Source organism: Pseudomonas sp. Leaf127 (assembly GCF_001423155.1).
Taxonomy (GTDB): Bacteria; Pseudomonadota; Gammaproteobacteria; order Pseudomonadales; family Pseudomonadaceae; genus Aquipseudomonas; species Aquipseudomonas ovata.
Genome location: NZ_LMOA01000025.1, coordinates 51174 through 68443, shown reverse-complemented (window position 1 = coordinate 68443; position 17270 = coordinate 51174). Strand labels below are relative to the sequence as shown.

The window sequence follows — 17270 nt, the reverse complement described above, 5'->3', positions numbered from 1 at the left end:
AGAAACAACAAAGCGTAGCCAACCCAAGGTTTGAGCTGCATTCCAGCCCGCCCTTGTTATGATTCTGCGCCTTGCCCCTGCACGCGAGCCTTTATGCCCACAGCCCTGCCCGACTATTTCTTCAACCGTGACGCCCAGGTACTGGCCCGCGACCTGCTGGGCAAGGTCATTCGCCACAAGGTCGGCGAGCTGTGGCTGGCCGCACGCATCATCGAGACCGAAGCGTATTACCTGGCCGACAAAGGCAGCCATGCTTCGCTGGGCTATACCGAAAAGCGCCGGGCGCTGTTTCTCGATGGCGGGCATATCTACATGTATTACGCCCGGGGCGGCGATTCGTTGAATTTCAGTGCCCAGGGGCCCGGCAATGCCGTGCTGATCAAGTCCGGCATGCCGTGGACGGACGACGTCAGCGATGCCAATGCCCTGGCGCAGATGCAACTGAACAACCCCGACGCCAGCGGGCACCTGCGTGACCCGCAGCGCCTGTGCGCCGGACAGACCTTGTTGTGTCGGGCCCTGGGCCTGAAAGTGCCGGTGTGGGACGGGCAGCGTTTCGATCCTGAGCGCTTGTTCGTCGAAGACGTGGGCCTTGAGCCGCGCATTATCCAGACCACCCGCCTGGGCATCCCGACCGGGCGCGACGAGCACCTGATGTACCGCTTCGTGGACGCCGAACAAGCCCGCTGGTGCACACGGAACCCACTGCGTCGCGGTCAGGTCGAAGGCCGCGATTACTTTTATCTGGATCAAGGAAACTGACCATGGGTCACTGGCTTGACGGCATTACTGGCTGGCTGACGGCCAACCCTTCCTGGGTGGCGGTGGCCATTTTTGTCGTGGCGTTTGTCGAATGCGTGGCGATTGCCGGGATCGTGGTCCCGGGCACTGTGCTGATGTTCGCCATCGCCGCCCTGGCCGGCAGCGGCATCCTGCCGCTGGGCGAGGTGTTGCTGCTGGGCATTCTCGGCGGCTTGCTGGGTGACCTGGTGTCGTACTTTCTGGGCCGGCACTTTCATCAGAACATCCGCCGCTTGCCAGGGCTGCGCTCGCACCCGGAGTGGATGACAGGCGCAGAAGCCTATTTCCAGCGCTACGGCATTGCCAGTTTGCTGGTGGGCCGCTTCATCGGGCCGCTGCGGCCGATGCTGCCGATGATCGCCGGCATGTGCGACATGCCGTTCATACGTTTCCTGGCGGTCAGCATCATTGCCGCCATCGGCTGGTCGATTGCCTACCTGTTGCCGGGCTGGGCCGCCGGTGCGGCCATTCGCCTGCCGCTGCCGGAAGGATTCTGGAGCGAAGCGGCGGTGGTCGGTGCCGGTCTTGCGATCCTGTTCGGGCTGAGCATCCAGAGCAGCATGCGCCAGCAACGCTATGCCACCAAGCTGATCAGCGGCCTGTGCCTGTTGGTGATGGCGGCCTTGTTCGTTGGCTGGCCGCACCTGGACCGCTTCGATCAGGGCCTGATGACACTGATTCAGGAGCACCGCAGCGCAACGGCGCAAAACATCGTGCTGCTGGTGACCAGCCTGGGCGACTTCAAGGCCCAGTTGCTGGCCGCCTGCGTGGTGATCCTGGCCCTGGCGATCGCCCGCCAATGGCGGCATGCCGCCTTTGCGTTGATGACCCTGCTGGGCACCGCGCTGGCCAACGGTGCGCTCAAGCTGCTGTTCGCCCGCGCCCGCCCGGATGTGCTGCTTGACCCGCTGAGCAGCTACAGCATGCCCAGCGGCCACAGCTCGGCGGCCTTTGCGCTGTTCATGACCCTGGCCGTACTGGCCGGCCGCAGCCAGCCGGTGCGCCTGCGCCTGGCCTGGCTGGTGCTGGGTGCGATTCCGGCGCTGTCGATTGCCCTGTCGCGGGTGTACCTGGGGGTGCACTGGCCGACCGACATTCTTGCCGGCATGATGCTGGCACTGGGCATCTGCGCCGCCAGCCTGACCATCATCCAGCACCGCACGCCGCTGCCGGCCATGTCGCCACGGGTGTGGTGGCTGTTGCTACCGGCCGTGACCGCGCTGCTGGGCGTGTTCGCGGTCAACGCGCTGTCGCATGCGATGCAGCGCTACCAGTACCTGCCCTGAGCGCAGTCAGCCGTCGCCCTGCAGGTCGTCGAGCAGGTTCTGGATCGCTTCAAGACGATCCTCGGGGTCGTCGATTTCCAGCAGGTCGATCTTGTCCTGCTCGCTGAACGGCAGCAGGTAGGCCAACTGATTGGCCAGCGACTGCTGCCCCTGGGCCTCCAGGCCCATGTTCAGCGCGGCGACCATGGGGTGCTCGGCCAGGGCATGCAGCAGCGCCACCAGGTCGGCGTCCTCTTCCTGCAAGGGCCGCTCCGGCAGGTCTTCAAGCCACTGTACGTCGGCGACCAGCAGTTGATCGCGCTGCACCTCGGCATGCGTGACCCGAAAGCGTCGCCCGCCCACTACACGAATGCCCAACAGGCCGTTGTCCTGCTGCTGGAAGTCGCAGACCTGCGCCTCGCAGCCAATCAGCGCATAGCCGTCCGGGGCGACACCGACCTCGCGGCCTTCGGTGATGCATACCACGCCAAAACTCTCACCGCGTTTCATGCACCGGCCGATCATGTCCAGATAGCGGGCCTCGAACAGTTGCAGGTCCAGTACACACCCGGGAAACAGCACCGCATTGAGCGGGAAAAGCGGCAACGTCATAACAGGTTCCTTCAAACGATCAAAGACACCGCCAAGGGCAGGCATAATGCCGTGGCCACGCCCATCAGGCTCATGGCCAGCGCGGCGAATGCCCCGGTTTCTTCACCCTCCTGCAAGGCCAGCGAAGTGCCCACCGCATGTGCAGTCAGGCCCAACGCCATGCCACGCGCTGCAGGATGATCGACCCGGGCCCATGACAGCAAGGCCGGACCGCAGATCGCCCCCAGCACGCCGGTAATCAGCACGAACACCGCCGCCAGCGCGGCGACCCCGCCCATCTGCTCGGCCACCAGCATGGCAATGGGTGAAGTCACTGACTTGGGCGCCATGGTCATCAGCATCATGTGATTGGCTCCCAGTAACGAGCCCAGTAGCAGGCAGGCCCCGGTGGCGAAGACACCACCCAGCACCAGCGTAGTCAAGGTTGGCCAGAACAACTGGCGAATCCGGCGCAGATTCAGATAAAGCGGCACGGCCAGCGCCACGGTGGCCGGCCCCAGCAACACACCGAGGATTTCGGTGCTCTTGCGGTATTCGCCGTATTCGATTGCGCACGCCAGCAGGATGCCGATCAGGATCAGCATCGACACCAGCACCGGCTGCAGGAAGATCCAGCGAGTGCGCTCATAGGCGGCAACCGCCAGTTGGTAGGCGGCCAGCGTGATGCCGATGCCGAACAACGGGTGATGGATCACCGACACCCAGGCGCCATGCCAGTCCAGCATCATGAGGGTTCCTTGCGGCGTGCCTGACGCTCGGCCAGTTTTTGCATCAGGACCCCGACAAAGATCATCGACAGGACCAGCGACACCACCAGCGTTGCGATAATGGCCCAGAAGTCCTCGGCGATGGCGGCGGCATACGCCATCACGCCCACCGCCGGCGGCACCAGCAACAGCGGCAGGTAGCGCAGCAGGCTGCTGGCGGCCTGGCCGATGGGCTCGTCCACCTCGCCGCGTACCAGCAGAAACGCCAGCAGCAGGATCATGCCGATGATCGGCCCGGGCAACACCGGTATGAACAGGTGATTGAGCGCAGTTCCCAGCAACTGGAACAAGACCAGCGCCGTCAGTCCTCGTAGCAGCATGCGTGACTCTCGCAGATGACCATTCGCGGCGCCATTATAGGCATGCTCGGGCGCAGGCTATAGACCACCATCGATAGCCCCTGCAGAACTTGACCAACCCGCCTGCCTCTGCTGATCTTCAGCAGCCCGCACGACGGAGCATCCATTCAATGCACGACACCTCAAGGAGAGAGACATGCCTTATGTACCGGCAGCTCAACTGGCTGATTATGTGGGTCAGGACCTGGGACATTCCGACTGGCTGACCATCGACCAGGAGCGCATCGACCTGTTTGCCGAAGCCACCGGCGACTTTCAATTCATTCACATAGACCCGGTCAAGGCCGCGCAAACGCCGTTTGGCGGCACCATTGCCCACGGTTTTCTGTCGCTGTCGCTGATTCCAAAACTCATGGGCGACCTGCTGGTGTTGCCTGAAGGGCTGAAAATGGTGGTCAACTATGGCCTGGACAGTGTGCGTTTCATCCAGCCGGTGGCCGTGGGTTCACGGGTGCGGCTCAAGCTGCAACTCACCGACGTCACGGAAAAGAAACCCGGCCAGTGGCTGCTCAAGGGCACCGTGACCCTGGAAATCGAAGGCCAGGACAAGCCGGCCTATATCGCCGAACCCCTGACCTTGTGCTTCGTATAACGCCGATGGGCAAGAAACAGTCGTACTGACTGTTTCGCCGCCCTGACACGCTGCGGCATACTCGCGCCTGCTGTATCGCACTTTTGTGCGTCTGGCCCACGCCCGGCGCACACCCCCCGATAGATACCTCGTCGAGACCTGACATGCGCGCGCTTGCACCCCTGGCATTGACCCTTCTGATGGCCGGTTGCGGAGACGGCGAATCCCTGCTGCCACCCGACGGCCGCCTGCCGGACGGCGGGCGCTACCGCGGCGAGCTGGTCAACGGCCTGCTGCAGGGCCAGGGCCGCATCGATTACCCCAACGGCAGTTGGTACGCCGGCCAGTTCGACAACGGCCTGTGGCATGGCCAGGGCGAATGGCATGCCAGCAACGGCGATGTGTACAAGGGTGGTTTCGAGCAGGGCCTGTTCAACGGCCAGGGCAGCCTGACCACGCGCAACGGCAGTTACGTCGGCGGGTTCAAGAAAGGCCGCCGTGACGGCGAAGGCACGCTCAAGGAAAAGGGCGTGTTCTACCGCGGGCAGTTCAAGGCCGACCTCTACGACGGCCCGGGGCGCCTGGAACTGGATGACGGCAGCCAGTACCAGGGCCAGTTCGTCAAGGGCAAGCCCGACGGCGAAGGCGTGCGCAGCGACGCCAACGGCAACCAGTTCAGCGGCCGCTTCGTCAACGGGCAGTTGCAGGGCAATGGCACCTTTACCAGTGCCGAGGGCGACCAGTACCTCGGCAACTTTCATGACAACCAGCTCGACGGCAAGGGGCGCTACGAGAACAGCGAGGGCGACGTCTGGAGCGGCCAGTTCAAGAACGGCGCCCTCACTGGCAAGGGCGAACTGATCGGTGCCGACGGCAGCCGCTACCAGGGCGAGTTCAACAACTGGCGCTTCATGGGTGAAGGGCATCTGCGCCTGGCCGATGGCAGCACCTATGTCGGCCGCTTTGCCAATGACACCTATCAGGGCCCCGGCGTACTGACCCAGGCCGATGGCCGCGTTCTGCGGGGTATCTGGGCCAACGGCCAGCAAGTGCGTGACGAACACGGCAACCTGCTGCCCGACAGCCTGGAAACCGGCCTGCTGGCTCAGGGTGCGCTGCTCGAAAATGCCCTGAAAGCGGTGCCGGCCTCGACGCCGGCAGTTGAGCTGTACAGCCTGGTGGTCGGCGGTGATGGCAAGCAGAGCGTGTTCATGCGTGAAGCCGATTACGTCAGTAACCTGTTGAAGACGCGCTTCGGCGCTCGCGGCCAGGTCAGCCTGGTCAACCATCGCGACCAGATGCAGAACCGACCGCTGGCCACCCGCGAGACCATCAGTCGTGCCGTGCAGACCCTGTCGCAGCGCAGCGGGCCGGAAGACCTGATTTTCATCTACCTGACCAGCCATGGCACCTCGGATCATGAACTGGTGCTCGACCAGCCGCGCCTGTCGCTCTCGGACCTGCCCGCCGACGAACTGGCCGTGCTGCTGGCGCCGCTGAAAAACCGTGACAAGGTCGTGGTGATCTCGGCTTGTTATTCAGGCGGTTTCATTGCGCCGCTCAAGGATGAACGCACCCTGGTGATCACCGCCTCGCGGGCGGACCGGGTGTCGTTCGGCTGCTCCGAGGAGGCCGACTTCACTTACTTTGGCGATGCACTATTTGCCAAGGCGCTGGTCGAAACAGATGACTTGAAACAAGCGTTCGAACACGCCAGCGCCTACGTCGCCCAGCGAGAGATCGAAGACAATTTCGAAGCGTCCGAACCCCAGATGTGGGCACCGAAGGGGGTGATTGCCCGCTGGCAATTGTTGCGCAAACACCAGGCAGAACGAGCACTGACCACAACGCTGATACGCAAGGATGCGAACACCTCAAGTAGCCGTTAGGCGCCGTGGCATCGCCGCTTGGCCATGAGTGTCTAGGCTGTAAGCAGCAAGGGAGAAATTTTATGTACCTGACGCCGCAACATATTCTGCTGGCCGGCGCCACCGGCCTGACCGGCGAGCACTTGCTCGATCGTCTGCTCAGCGAACCGACAGTCAGCCGCGTGCTGGCCCCGACCCGCCGACCGCTGGCCCGCCACGCCCACCTGGAAAACCCGGTCGGCGAACTGGCCACCCTGCTGCCGACCCTGGATGGCCGCGTAGACATCGCCTATTGCTGCCTGGGCACCACGATCAAGCAGGCAGGCTCGCAAGAGGCATTCCGGGCAGTCGACCTGGACCTGGTGGTGGCCTTTGCCGAGCGCGCCCGTGCCCTGGGTGCCCGCCATTTGCTGGTGATCAGCGCGATTGGCGCCGATCCGAAGTCGAGCGTGTTCTATAACCGCATCAAGGGCGAAATGGAGCAGGCGCTGATTGATCAGGCCTGGCCGCAGTTGACCCTCGCCCGCCCTTCGCTGCTGGTGGGCAATCGCACCGAAACCCGCTGGACCGAGCAACTGGCCGCGCCCATTGCCAAGCTGATCCCCGGCAAATATGGCGCCATCGAGGCTTGCAGCCTGGCACGGGCCTTGTGGCGGCTGGCGCTTGAAGAACAGGACGGGATCCGGATCGTGGAGTCCGATGAGCTGCGCAAACTGGGGAAATAGGCGATTCGCTGTGCCGGGTCGCATGAGCGACCCGGCAACGATCAGTCACTGCCCATATGGTGCTCGCCCCAGCGCGGCAGCATGTCCTGGGGAATGTTCAGCAGGTTGAGAATGCGCGCCACCACGAAATCCACCAGGTCGTCGATGGTCTGCGGCTGGTGGTAGAAGCCAGGGGACGCCGGCAGGATGGTCGCGCCCATGTTCGACAGCTTGAGCATGTTTTCCAGATGAATGCTGGAGTACGGCGCCTCACGCGGCACCAGGATCAGCGTGCGGCGCTCCTTGAGGCTGACATCGGCGGCGCGTTCGATCAGGTTGTTGCAGGCACCGCTGGCAATCGCCGACAAGGTGCCGGTGGAGCATGGCACCACCACCATTGCAGCCGGCGCGCCAGAGCCCGAGGCCACCGGCGACATCCAGTCATCACGACCGTAGACACGAATCTGGCCGGCAGCCGCGCCGGTGTACTCGGTCAGAAAGGCCTGCATCATCGCCGACTTGGGCGGCAGGCGAACGTCGGTCTCGGTGGCCATGACCAATTGCGCGGCCTTGGAAATCAGAAAATGCACCTCGCGGTCCTCGCGCACCAGGCAGTCCAGCAGGCGCAGGGCGTATTGCGCCCCGGACGCGCCGGTCACCGCCAGGGTAATGCGCTCCGGGCCGCTCATTGCAGCGCCTCGGCCAGCTTGCCATGCAGCCCGCCAAAGCCGCCGTTGCTCATGATCACCACATGGGTGCCGGGCTGCGCCTGGCTCTTGACCCGGGCGATGATGGCTTCCAGGGAGTCACAGACCACCGCCGGCACCGCGCATTGGGCGGCCGTGGCGCCCAGGTCCCAGCCGAGGTTGGCAGGCGCATACCAGACCACCTGATCGGCCTGTTGCACGCTTTCGGGCAGGCCGTCACGGTGCGCACCCAGCTTCATGGAGTTGGAGCGTGGTTCGATGACAGCGATGATCGGCGCGTCGTTGACCTTCTTGCGCAGCCCGTCCAGCGTCGTGGCAATGGCCGTGGGGTGATGGGCAAAGTCGTCGTAAAGGGTGATGCCATTGACCTGGGCCACCACTTCCATGCGTCGCTTGACGCTCTTGAAGGCACTCAAGGCCTGGACGCCCTGGGTCGGCAGTACGCCGACATGACGGGCGGCGGCCAGGGTCGCCAGGGCATTGGCGACGTTGTGCTGGCCGGTCAATGGCCACTCGACCACACCTTGCACCTGATCGTCGAACAGCACCTCGAAACGCGAACCGTCTTCGCTGAGCAGGCGTGCCTGCCACTGGCCGCCCTGGCCTGTGGTCTGCACCGGCGTCCAGCAGCCCATCTGCAACACGCGCTGCAAGGCGGTCTCGGTGGTGGGGTGGATCACCAGCCCTTCGCTGGGAATGATGCGCACCAGATGATGGAACTGGCGCTCGATGGCCGCCAGGTCGGGGAAGATGTCAGCGTGGTCGAACTCAAGGTTATTGAGGATTGCGGTGCGCGGGCGGTAGTGCACGAACTTGGAACGCTTGTCGAAGAAAGCGCTGTCGTATTCGTCAGCCTCGACCACGAAGAACGGTGTGTCGCCCAGGCGCGCCGACACCGTGAAGTTCTGCGGAATGCCACCGATCAGGAAGCCCGGTGCCATCCCGGCGTGTTCCAGTACCCAGGCCAGCATGCTGCTGGTGGTGGTCTTGCCATGCGTACCGGCCACCGCCAGGACCCAGCGGCCCTGCAACACATGGTCGGCCAGCCATTGCGGCCCGGAGACATACGGCAGGCCGCGGTTGAGCACGTATTCCACGGCCGGATTGCCGCGCGACAGCGCGTTGCCGATCACCACCAGGTCCGGTGCCGGGTCCAGTTGCTCAGGGTCGTAGCCCTGGGTCAGTTCGATGCCCTGAGCCTGCAACTGCGTGCTCATCGGCGGATAGACGTTGGCGTCGGAGCCGGTGACACGGTGTCCCAGTTCCTTGGCGAGGACCGCCAGCGAGCCCATGAACGTGCCGCAGATACCAAGAATATGAATATGCATGACCACCTCGAAAATCGTTCGCGCAGGTTAGCCCAGCGACCGTTAAATCGCACCCTGTGTTTGTGCGCTGTATCGACCGCATCTACGCCTAAAGTTCAGCTTCGGGCGCCGGCTTTATGGCCTACGCTTGAGGCCTGCATGAATCAAACGCTCAAGCGACAGTCCCAGAACAAGAACAACCCGCTCAGGAGGCAACACCATGCGTTACGCTCATCCCGGTACCGAAGGCGCCATCGTCAGCTACAAGGAGCGCTATGGTAACTACATCGGCGGCGAGTTCGTCGCGCCGGTCAAGGGTCAGTACTTCACCACCACCTCGCCGGTCAACGGCCAGCCGATCGCCGAATTCCCCCGCTCCACGGCCGAAGACGTCGACAAGGCACTTGATGCCGCGCATGCCGCTGCCGATGCCTGGGGCGCCACCTCGGTGCAGGCCCGCTCGCTGGTGCTGCTGAAGATTGCCGACCGCATCGAGGCCAACCTGGAAGTCCTGGCGCTGACCGAGACCTGGGACAACGGCAAGGCCATCCGCGAAACCCTCAACGCCGACATTCCGCTGGCCGCCGACCATTTCCGCTATTTTGCCGGTGCCCTGCGCGCCCAGGAAGGCAGCGCCGCCGAGATCGACGGCAACACTGTGGCCTACCACATTCACGAGCCGCTGGGCGTGGTCGGGCAGATCATCCCGTGGAACTTCCCTATCCTGATGGCGGCCTGGAAACTGGCCCCGGCCCTGGCCGCCGGCAACGCCGTGGTGCTCAAGCCGGCCGAGCAGACGCCGCTGGGCATCACCGTGCTGATGGAACTGATCGGCGACCTGCTGCCACCGGGCGTGCTCAACGTGGTCCAGGGCTTTGGCCGCGAGGCCGGTGAAGCACTGGCCAGTAGCAAGCGCATCGCCAAGATCGCCTTTACCGGCTCGACCCCGGTCGGCTCGCACATCATGAAACTGGCCGCCGAGAACATCATCCCGTCGACCGTAGAGCTGGGCGGCAAGTCGCCGAACGTGTTCTTCGAAGACATCATGAGCGCAGAGCCGGAATTCATCGACAAGGCCGCCGAGGGCCTGGTGCTGGCATTCTTCAACCAGGGCGAGGTCTGCACCTGCCCGTCGCGCGCTCTGGTGCAGGAATCGATCTATCCCCAGTTCCTTGAGGTAGTGCTCAAGAAGATCCAGCAGATCAAGCGTGGCGACCCTCTGGACACCGACACCATGGTCGGCGCCCAGGCCTCGCAGCAACAGTTCGACAAGATCCTGTCGTACCTGGACATTGCCCGCGATGAAGGGGCCGAGCTGCTGACCGGCGGCAAGGTCGAATCCCTGCAAGGCGACCTGGCCACCGGCTATTACATCCAGCCGACCCTGCTCAAGGGCACCAACAAGATGCGCGTGTTCCAGGAGGAGATCTTTGGCCCGGTGGTCAGCATCACCACGTTCAAGGACGAAGCCGAGGCCCTGGCGATTGCCAACGACACCGAGTTCGGCCTCGGTGCCGGGGTCTGGACCCGCGACATCAACCGCGCCTACCGCATGGGTCGCGGCATCAAGGCCGGCCGGGTGTGGACCAACTGCTATCACCTGTACCCGGCGCACGCCGCCTTCGGCGGCTACAAGAAGTCCGGCGTCGGTCGTGAAACCCACAAGATGATGCTTGATCACTATCAGCAGACCAAGAACCTGCTGGTGAGCTACGACATCAACCCGCTGGGCTTCTTCTAAGGCACGCTGCCATTGATCTGAAGCGGTCTGACAAACCGCTTTAGATTGCGCTTTCTAAAGCCAGCAGGCAGCATCGAACCGTTGCCCGAAATGCGCATCAGCCCATAGCGAAGTTGAGGCCTCCCCATGCGGATCATCAAAGCCACGCTGGAACATCTGGACCTGCTGACGCCGTTATTCGTGAAATATCGCGAATTCTACGGTGAGCTGCCCTTCCCGGATTCGTCACGGGACTTTCTTGAAAAACGGCTACGCCGTGACGAGTCGGTCATCTACCTGGCTCAACCCAATGACGATGACACCCGACTGCTGGGTTTTTGCCAGCTGTACCCAAGCTACTCGTCGCTGTCCCTCAAGCGTGTGTGGATCCTGAACGACATCTACGTCGCCGAGGACGCCCGGCGTCAACTGGTGGCCGATCACCTGATGAAACACGCCAAGAAGATGGCCAAGGAGACCCAGGCCGTGCGCATGCGGGTGTCGACCAGCATCGACAATGAAGTGGCGCACAAGGTTTACGAATCCATCGGTTTCAAGGAAGACACCCAGTTCAAGAACTACGTGCTGCCCATCAGCGAACGCTGATCGCCGCCTTTTAGCCTTATCCGCTCGTCGACTGCGGTTCGCTCATATTCAGGGGCGAACCCCGTTCATCCCCCCTGCCTGCTCAAGGCGCAAGACGAAGCCGGAATCCGTTGGCCCGGATCGCTTGCATCAATCTGTAACCACCCCTCACATCTGGTTACGCCCTATTGAGCAGTTCTGCCTCTATAATGCCGCGCGTCTGCTCTCGTCGTTTTCTGCGTTATCGACATCGGCGGTCTTAACCACGCTGATTGCCCAGGTACTCAAATGGATTTCAACCCGCTTGACCTCATCCTGCATCTCGATGCCTACCTCGACCTGCTGGTAACCAATTACGGTGCCTGGATCTACGCGATCCTGTTTCTGGTGATCTTCTGCGAGACGGGCCTGGTGATCATGCCCTTCCTGCCTGGCGATTCGCTGCTGTTCATCGCTGGCGCCGTGGCGGCCGGCGGCGGCATGGACCCGGTATTGCTGGGCGGGCTGTTGATGCTCGCGGCGATCATGGGCGACAGCACCAACTACGTCATTGGCCGAACGATGGGCGAGAAGCTCTTCAACAAGCCCAATTCGAAGATTTTCCGTCGCGATTACCTGGTGCGCACGCACCTGTTCTATGAGCGCCACGGCGGCAAGACCGTGACGATGGCGCGCTTTCTGCCGATCCTGCGCACCTTCGCGCCGTTCGTCGCCGGTGTTGCCCACATGCCTTACCTGCGCTTTTTCACCTTCAGCGTGCTGGGTTCGATCCTGTGGGTCGGCAGCCTGGTGACCCTGGGGTATTACTTTGGCAATGTGCCGTTCATCAAGAAACACCTCACGCTGATGGTGCTGGTGATCATCCTGGTGTCGTTGCTGCCCATGCTGATCGGTCTGGTACGCAGTCGCTTTGGCCGTTCGGCGGACGCACGCTGAGGCCATGTGGTCATTCGCCAAATGGCGCCGGCAACGCATTCTGGACCGGCACCCCGTGCCGGCGCCGCTCTGGCAGCAGGTGCTGCAGCATTTGCCGATTCTGGATGGCTTGAGCGAACAGCAACTGGAATGGCTGCGTGACGCCTGCGTGCTGTTTCTGCAAGACAAGCACCTGACCCCCTTGGCAGGCGTGACCCTGAACGATGAGCAGCGCCTGTTCCTGGCCGCCCAGGCGCAGCTGCCGCTGCTCAACCTCGGCGACCTGAACTGGTACAAGGGCTTTCACGAGCTGGTGATCTACCCCGACGATTTCCTCAGCCCCCAGCGCTATCGCGATGCCAGCGGCATTGAACACCAATACGATGGCGAGCACAGTGGTGAGGCCTGGTATCAAGGCCCTGTGATCCTGGCCTGGTCAGGGGTCGAGTCGAGCGGTGGTTGGGATGCCTATAACCTGGTGATCCATGAGCTGGCGCACAAGCTCGATATGCTCAATGGCGACGCCAACGGCCTGCCACCCCTGCACCGAAGCATGTCCATCAGTGACTGGGCCTGCGCCATGCAAACGGCGTTCGATGACCTCAACCGGCAACTGGACGCCCATCCCGAGGCCGAGACGGTCATCGACCCTTACGCCGCCGAGAACCCGGCCGAGTTCTTTGCGGTCACCAGCGAGTATTTCTTTACTGCGCCAGACCTCTTGCATGAAGCCTATCCGGCGGTTTACGGGCAACTTGGGCAGTTCTATCGCCAGGATCCGTTGTCACGCCTGAAAAACCTGCAACAGCTTGATCCGGCCTACCGGACGGTGACCTCTACGCCTGATGGATAATGCCCCACGCATGGCAAGGCACCTGGAATATGCCTATAATCCGGGCCACTTTTTGGCGGTTTGCGTCAAAAACTGTCTGTTCAACTATGGGGACCAAGTCCAATGAGCTACAGCAAGATTCCGGCTGGCAAAGACGTGCCAAACGACATCTACGTCGCGATCGAAATCCCGGCCAACCATGCGCCGATCAAGTACGAGATCGACAAGGACACCGACAGCCTGTTCGTTGACCGTTTCATGGCCACCCCCATGTTCTACCCGGCCAACTACGGCTTCATCCCCAACACCCTGGCCGACGACGGTGACCCGCTGGACGTGCTGGTCGTGACCCCTTACCCGGTGACGCCAGGCTCGGTGATTCGCGCCCGTCCGGTCGGCATCCTGCACATGACCGACGACGGCGGCGGCGATGCCAAGGTTATCGCGGTTCCGCACGACAAACTGACCCAGCTGTATGTCGACGTGAAGGAATACACCGACCTGCCGCCGCTGTTGCTGGAGCAGATCAAGCACTTCTTCGAGAACTACAAGGACCTCGAAAAAGGCAAGTGGGTCAAGATCGAAGGCTGGGGCAACGCTGATGCTGCCCGCGCCGAAATCCAGAAGTCGGTCGAAGCCTTCAAGGGCTGATCGGTTTGTGCGGCTCGAAGTGCCCTGCGGGGCGCTTCGAAGCCTGCCCTCCTCGCGCTGCACCGATGACGCCCTTCCTGTAAAAAAACGCGTAGAAAAATCACGTTTATTGCCCCGCGCCTTTAAACGCAGCGCAACGGGCGGTGTATCCGCTCCGACAGGACATCCCCTGTTTAGCCTCGAAATCCACTCCCGAGAAACATCCTACAAATTCTCTTGGCAGTTGCCACATGGCTTATTCACTGGAATTCGAAGCACTGCGCATTTGAACACTTCGTTCATTTAAACGCCGGCAGCAGGCTCGTAAACTCCGAGCCCATGAATACATCAGGTGATCGACTCCGCATCCTCTTGCGCGAATGCCATCTTTCCGCAACGGACTTTGCTGCCAATCGCAAGGTAACGCCCCAGCACGTGAACAACTGGTTCAAGCGGGGCATTCCCATGGCGCGTCTGGAAGAAGTGGCTGAGCTGCTGACTGTCAATGCCCGCTGGCTGCGCACCGGCGAAGGCCCCAAACACCCTACGGAACCTGCCAACGAAAGCACCGGCGGCGTACGACAGCCTGCTCCGATGCAAGGCCGCAACACCTCGGGCCCGGATGTGGACATCCAGGTGTTCAAGGAAAGCGAAAACGGCCAGAGCGCACTGGTCGAAGTGCCAGGCGAGAAAATCCGCCTGCCCCTCACCATGTTGCATAGCCTGGACATCGACCCGAAGCAGACCCTCTGCGTCAGGATGAGCGGCAACAGCATGGCCGATCGCCTGGAAGACGGCTCGCTGCTGGCCGTCGACCGTGGCACCACCCAGGTGGTCGACGGCGAAATGTATGCCCTGGAGCATGGCGGGCTGTTGCGCATCCGTTACCTGTACCGGCTGCCCAGCGGCGGCCTGCGCCTGCGCAGCCACAATAACCACGAATACCCCGATGAATCCTTCAGCGCCGAACAGATTGCCCGGCAACCCCTGCGTATTCTTGGCTGGATTTTCTGGTGGTCGACCCTCAACCCGCGCAAGCCTTTGATGACCAGTCGCTGACGAGGGCCGGTCTTGAGGTGACAAAGTGTTTCAGGGCTGGGCTTTAAGGGGGAATGCCAGTATCCTGTGCGCCACTTACGGCATCGACCGCTCAACACCGATGCCTGACCAGGCGCTCTACACGAGTGTTCTGGATTCCAGATTAGCGTTCCTTGCGGATGCACCTTTTGCAGGTGGTTGCGGTTTACCAAAAATAAGCCAAGATTGCCAACGAGAAGCCGGCCACAAGCCGGCTTTTTAACGTCTGGAGCCTTTGATTTCAGGGGCTCCCACCTTGACCACCAGCGCCAGCCCATACTTTGGCCCATACGTTGGCGTCAATCTACATCCTCTCCTGGCCAACCGGTAGCGACCAGTAAAAGCTCAGTTGCTCACATTGCGCGCGCCACTGCCGGACAATGACCACCATGCTAAATGGCCCGAGGTGACTTAGATGTCGTCTTGTGACTGGCCCAGCAGCTTCAGGAACTCGATTGCCAGCTTGCGGTTCCTTGGCGTAAGCGCCTGGAAATGACGGCGCACCAGAATCACTTCGTTGCCTTGTTCTGGCGAAGGCTCTGAGACCACCCCGCTGCCGCTATCTGACTCTGATTCGGCCACAGCATATAGCGCGGACGTTTTCGTGCCCAGCGCTTCGCTGAGCTTGTGAAGCAGGTCTAGAGACGGCAGTTGCTGCGCTCGCTCGACCTTGGACAAATTACCCGCATAGGTCCCCGCATCCAGAGCCACTGCCTCAAGCGTGAGCCCCTTCTCCAGTCGAACCTTGCGTATAGCCGCGCCGATATTCATCACGCGATTCTGTGGATGGCTTTCCCTTAGAGCAAAGTTACTGAGGAAAAGTTTTCGCATAAAACTTTTCCATGTGGGAACATTTGTTTTCGTAGGGTTTGCTTTTTAGGCAACCTCCGAAACCTATGCACTCTAGGGATCCGAAGGAATGCACACACAGCACAGAGCTAATCAGCGTCTCGAAGCCAGGCGGCAGATCTCTAGGAGCCAGTTCGGCATCAGTCGCTCCCGCTTGGGATGGCTCAAGGTTCGATTTGATGGCGGGCCGTCATACCCGGATATGGTTGACGTGCTTAAGGGGATGGTGGAGCAGTATGGGTATTTGGTGAGGCGTGGGGAGCGGCTTTCCGGGGTAGAATGGATTAAACGGATTCTGGAAAGCTGTGCTCAGGTGCCTGATGTGCAGATGCGTTCGGTCTCAACCCTTATGAGGAGTTGAATAAACATGGATAGGCCACTATGCGGAAGACGGGAAACAACAAGCCTTGGCATCAGTAAAGGAATCTTATGGTTAGAAAGCGAGACCCCAAACAAGTCAGGGCCTAGTAGAATCGCTGAATGTGCTTCTCGTACCGATACTGACTATATTTTGCTGGCGTTAGGTAGCGAGCCTGCTATTCGCGACAGCAAGAGTTGTACACCGCCCAAGAAGCTTATGAAATCAACAGGAGAAAACAAACAAGCTTGGAATGACGCCCCCACTGTTTAATAAAATATTAAAAGGCAAGATCAAAAGAACTTCCTTACTAGATTAGTGGGAACGCATCATCGGTGCTTGAGTCCGCTCCCATACTCCCAATTTCGCCAAGCCCCTAGACGGCACTACTGGCCGTTAGCGACCCAAAGCAGCCATTGCCGCTCACTGACGCTTCGATGACGTAGATCGGCTCTAACCATATCTGCGATAACCAGCACGCCAGTGCAAAGCGGGCATGTTTGTAAAGCGTACGCTAGTAAATTTTGCTAGTTTCCTGGAGTAGTTGGTGATGCCAGCTTCGCTCGTAATGATAAAAAGCCACTGGATCGTATGACACCGATCCAGTGGCTTTTCTTGCTCTTCATGCTGGTCGAAGAATTATTCCCCGAGAGCTTCCCGTGCATCACGAATCAGCCGACGCTGCTTCCTGACAACGTTGATGGGGCCTGGTATACCTTTACGCAGCAAGTCGCCAGCAACTTTATTGAAGGCGTTAGTAGTGTTCTCACAGCCGTCGATATAAGCCGCTGCCCGATCCAAAGCTTGATCTAAGACAGGATTACTGACTTGCTGAGATTGACCGTTCTTTTTCATGATCATTTTGCTCCAAAGTCTCAAAATACTTGGAAATCAGCTCAATAAAAGCAATGGGCTCTAGACGCTTATCCGCTGACAGTAGCTTGACCTGCCAATCAGGAGGAGGACTAATCTTCAATTTTTTGTCAAAAAGTATAAAAGCAGTCTTAGTCCTGGGGAATAAGATCACTTTGTTTTTTGCAGCTGCTGGCAGAGGAAAAATTTTTGAGGTTAATTGAAATTTGTAATTACGAGAATGAAGCAATTCCTTTACGCGCTTAAACGTTTCGGACGTATTAGGCTCTATTCCAGCGGCCATGATCGCTTTGACACGATCTAGGGGATCAACAAAAACTTCAGCCGCCTTACGTGCTTTTGCTACCTTGGAGAAGTCAATAACGTTGCTCATGGTGACAGTCCCGTTATTCAGCTGGCCTAGCGATAACTTCGTCATGGCGCTGGCAATGACCAGCAGTGTTTCGATAATCCATCCGACCCAACGTAAG

Annotated in this window: 19 protein-coding genes; 12 read left to right on the top strand and 7 right to left on the bottom strand. The window is 60.7% G+C overall.

Annotation, left to right across the window (positions count from 1 at the left end):
- Positions 1-93 precede the first annotated feature (93 nt).
- The gene (locus tag ASF84_RS26410; RefSeq protein ID WP_056841862.1) at positions 94-762 is read left to right on the top strand and encodes a DNA-3-methyladenine glycosylase; all 669 of its coding nucleotides are present in this window, start codon (positions 94-96) and stop codon (positions 760-762) included.
- Between the two features lie 2 nt (positions 763-764).
- Positions 765-2087, top strand: a complete 1323-nt coding sequence (locus ASF84_RS26405; protein ID WP_056841861.1) for a bifunctional DedA family/phosphatase PAP2 family protein — start codon at positions 765-767, stop codon at positions 2085-2087.
- A gap of 6 nt (positions 2088-2093) precedes the next feature.
- On the opposite strand, the gene ASF84_RS26400 is transcribed toward ASF84_RS26405, so the two are convergent.
- Genes ASF84_RS26400 through ASF84_RS26390 form a run of 3 tightly spaced genes read right to left on the bottom strand, consistent with a single transcriptional unit; the run spans position 2094 to position 3765 of the window.
- Positions 2094-2678 carry an LON peptidase substrate-binding domain-containing protein gene (locus tag ASF84_RS26400; RefSeq protein ID WP_056841860.1) on the bottom strand — a complete coding sequence of 195 codons (585 nt, stop codon included), beginning with the start codon at positions 2676-2678 and terminating at the stop codon, positions 2094-2096.
- An 11-nt stretch (positions 2679-2689) separates the two neighbouring features.
- A complete protein-coding gene (locus ASF84_RS26395; protein ID WP_164708386.1) occupies positions 2690-3400 on the bottom strand; it encodes an LrgB family protein in 711 nt (236 codons plus the stop codon).
- A gap of 2 nt (positions 3401-3402) precedes the next feature.
- Positions 3403-3765 carry a CidA/LrgA family protein gene (locus ASF84_RS26390; protein WP_056841858.1) on the bottom strand — a complete coding sequence of 121 codons (363 nt, stop codon included), beginning with the start codon at positions 3763-3765 and terminating at the stop codon, positions 3403-3405.
- A 175-nt stretch (positions 3766-3940) separates the two neighbouring features.
- On the opposite strand from ASF84_RS26390, the gene ASF84_RS26385 reads away from it, so the two are divergent.
- The 3 genes from ASF84_RS26385 to ASF84_RS26375 all read left to right on the top strand — a co-directional run bounded on the left by ASF84_RS26385 (position 3941) and on the right by ASF84_RS26375 (position 6968).
- Positions 3941-4396, top strand: coding sequence for a MaoC family dehydratase (locus tag ASF84_RS26385; protein WP_056841857.1), 456 nt, complete (start codon positions 3941-3943; stop codon positions 4394-4396).
- A 143-nt stretch (positions 4397-4539) separates the two neighbouring features.
- The gene (locus ASF84_RS26380) at positions 4540-6264 is read left to right on the top strand and encodes a C13 family peptidase (protein ID WP_056841856.1); all 1725 of its coding nucleotides are present in this window, start codon (positions 4540-4542) and stop codon (positions 6262-6264) included.
- A gap of 62 nt (positions 6265-6326) precedes the next feature.
- The gene (locus ASF84_RS26375) at positions 6327-6968 is read left to right on the top strand and encodes an oxidoreductase (protein WP_056841855.1); all 642 of its coding nucleotides are present in this window, start codon (positions 6327-6329) and stop codon (positions 6966-6968) included.
- Positions 6969-7009: 41 nt separating this feature from the next.
- Here ASF84_RS26375 and ubiX read toward each other — a convergent pair whose 3' ends face one another.
- Both ubiX and mpl read right to left on the bottom strand, forming a co-directional pair.
- Complete coding sequence (ubiX, locus tag ASF84_RS26370) at positions 7010-7636, bottom strand: flavin prenyltransferase UbiX (RefSeq protein WP_056841854.1); 627 nt, start codon at positions 7634-7636, stop codon at positions 7010-7012.
- Entirely contained in the window at positions 7633-8982 is a 1350-nt protein-coding gene (gene mpl / locus ASF84_RS26365; protein WP_056842006.1) for a UDP-N-acetylmuramate:L-alanyl-gamma-D-glutamyl-meso-diaminopimelate ligase, read from the bottom strand. Before mpl ends, ubiX begins: the two co-directional genes overlap by 4 nt.
- Before the next feature lie 199 nt (positions 8983-9181).
- Between mpl and exaC the strand changes: the two genes are divergently transcribed.
- From exaC to ASF84_RS26335, 6 genes are all read left to right on the top strand, one after another.
- Positions 9182-10702: an acetaldehyde dehydrogenase ExaC gene (gene exaC, locus ASF84_RS26360; protein WP_056841853.1), complete on the top strand. Its 1521-nt coding sequence runs from the start codon at positions 9182-9184 to the stop codon at positions 10700-10702.
- 126 nt (positions 10703-10828) lie between these two features.
- Positions 10829-11287: a GNAT family N-acetyltransferase gene (locus ASF84_RS26355; RefSeq protein ID WP_056841852.1), complete on the top strand. Its 459-nt coding sequence runs from the start codon at positions 10829-10831 to the stop codon at positions 11285-11287.
- A gap of 267 nt (positions 11288-11554) precedes the next feature.
- Positions 11555-12202, top strand: coding sequence for a DedA family protein (locus ASF84_RS26350; RefSeq protein WP_056841851.1), 648 nt, complete (start codon positions 11555-11557; stop codon positions 12200-12202).
- A 4-nt stretch (positions 12203-12206) separates the two neighbouring features.
- Entirely contained in the window at positions 12207-13034 is an 828-nt protein-coding gene (locus ASF84_RS26345) for a zinc-dependent peptidase (protein ID WP_056841850.1), read from the top strand.
- Positions 13035-13136: 102 nt separating this feature from the next.
- Positions 13137-13664 carry an inorganic diphosphatase gene (gene ppa, locus ASF84_RS26340; protein ID WP_056841849.1) on the top strand — a complete coding sequence of 176 codons (528 nt, stop codon included), beginning with the start codon at positions 13137-13139 and terminating at the stop codon, positions 13662-13664.
- A gap of 318 nt (positions 13665-13982) precedes the next feature.
- Positions 13983-14702: a S24 family peptidase gene (locus ASF84_RS26335; protein ID WP_056841848.1), complete on the top strand. Its 720-nt coding sequence runs from the start codon at positions 13983-13985 to the stop codon at positions 14700-14702.
- 429 nt (positions 14703-15131) lie between these two features.
- Here the strand turns inward: ASF84_RS26335 and ASF84_RS26330 are convergent, their stop codons facing one another.
- Positions 15132-15551: a helix-turn-helix domain-containing protein gene (locus tag ASF84_RS26330; protein ID WP_082481863.1), complete on the bottom strand. Its 420-nt coding sequence runs from the start codon at positions 15549-15551 to the stop codon at positions 15132-15134.
- Positions 15552-16518: 967 nt separating this feature from the next.
- Here ASF84_RS26330 and ASF84_RS26320 point away from each other — a divergent pair.
- Positions 16519-16740: a hypothetical protein gene (locus tag ASF84_RS26320; protein WP_056841846.1), complete on the top strand. Its 222-nt coding sequence runs from the start codon at positions 16519-16521 to the stop codon at positions 16738-16740.
- A gap of 7 nt (positions 16741-16747) precedes the next feature.
- Here ASF84_RS26320 and ASF84_RS26315 read toward each other — a convergent pair whose 3' ends face one another.
- Positions 16748-17173 carry a hypothetical protein gene (locus ASF84_RS26315; RefSeq protein WP_156684403.1) on the bottom strand — a complete coding sequence of 142 codons (426 nt, stop codon included), beginning with the start codon at positions 17171-17173 and terminating at the stop codon, positions 16748-16750.
- Positions 17174-17270: the final 97 nt, after the last annotated feature.

Bases quoted from the DNA above. Each gene is read 5' to 3' on its own strand.
- ASF84_RS26315 (WP_156684403.1), bottom strand. From the start codon at position 17,173: ATGAGCAACGTTATTGACTTCTCCAAGGTAGCAAAAGCACGTAAGGCG.
- ASF84_RS26410 (WP_056841862.1), top strand. From the start codon at position 94: ATGCCCACAGCCCTGCCCGACTATTTCTTCAACCGTGACGCCCAGGTA.
- exaC (WP_056841853.1), top strand. From the start codon at position 9,182: ATGCGTTACGCTCATCCCGGTACCGAAGGCGCCATCGTCAGCTACAAG.
- ASF84_RS26330 (WP_082481863.1), bottom strand. From the start codon at position 15,551: ATGCGAAAACTTTTCCTCAGTAACTTTGCTCTAAGGGAAAGCCATCCA.
- ASF84_RS26355 (WP_056841852.1), top strand. From the start codon at position 10,829: ATGCGGATCATCAAAGCCACGCTGGAACATCTGGACCTGCTGACGCCG.
- ASF84_RS26385 (WP_056841857.1), top strand. From the start codon at position 3,941: ATGCCTTATGTACCGGCAGCTCAACTGGCTGATTATGTGGGTCAGGAC.
- ASF84_RS26380 (WP_056841856.1), top strand. From the start codon at position 4,540: ATGCGCGCGCTTGCACCCCTGGCATTGACCCTTCTGATGGCCGGTTGC.
- ASF84_RS26335 (WP_056841848.1), top strand. From the start codon at position 13,983: ATGAATACATCAGGTGATCGACTCCGCATCCTCTTGCGCGAATGCCAT.
- ppa (WP_056841849.1), top strand. From the start codon at position 13,137: ATGAGCTACAGCAAGATTCCGGCTGGCAAAGACGTGCCAAACGACATC.
- ASF84_RS26390 (WP_056841858.1), bottom strand. From the start codon at position 3,765: ATGCTGCTACGAGGACTGACGGCGCTGGTCTTGTTCCAGTTGCTGGGA.
- ASF84_RS26345 (WP_056841850.1), top strand. From the start codon at position 12,207: ATGTGGTCATTCGCCAAATGGCGCCGGCAACGCATTCTGGACCGGCAC.
- ASF84_RS26320 (WP_056841846.1), top strand. From the start codon at position 16,519: ATGACACCGATCCAGTGGCTTTTCTTGCTCTTCATGCTGGTCGAAGAA.
- ASF84_RS26375 (WP_056841855.1), top strand. From the start codon at position 6,327: ATGTACCTGACGCCGCAACATATTCTGCTGGCCGGCGCCACCGGCCTG.
- ASF84_RS26405 (WP_056841861.1), top strand. From the start codon at position 765: ATGGGTCACTGGCTTGACGGCATTACTGGCTGGCTGACGGCCAACCCT.
- ASF84_RS26350 (WP_056841851.1), top strand. From the start codon at position 11,555: ATGGATTTCAACCCGCTTGACCTCATCCTGCATCTCGATGCCTACCTC.
- ubiX (WP_056841854.1), bottom strand. From the start codon at position 7,636: ATGAGCGGCCCGGAGCGCATTACCCTGGCGGTGACCGGCGCGTCCGGG.
- mpl (WP_056842006.1), bottom strand. From the start codon at position 8,982: ATGCATATTCATATTCTTGGTATCTGCGGCACGTTCATGGGCTCGCTG.
- ASF84_RS26400 (WP_056841860.1), bottom strand. From the start codon at position 2,678: ATGACGTTGCCGCTTTTCCCGCTCAATGCGGTGCTGTTTCCCGGGTGT.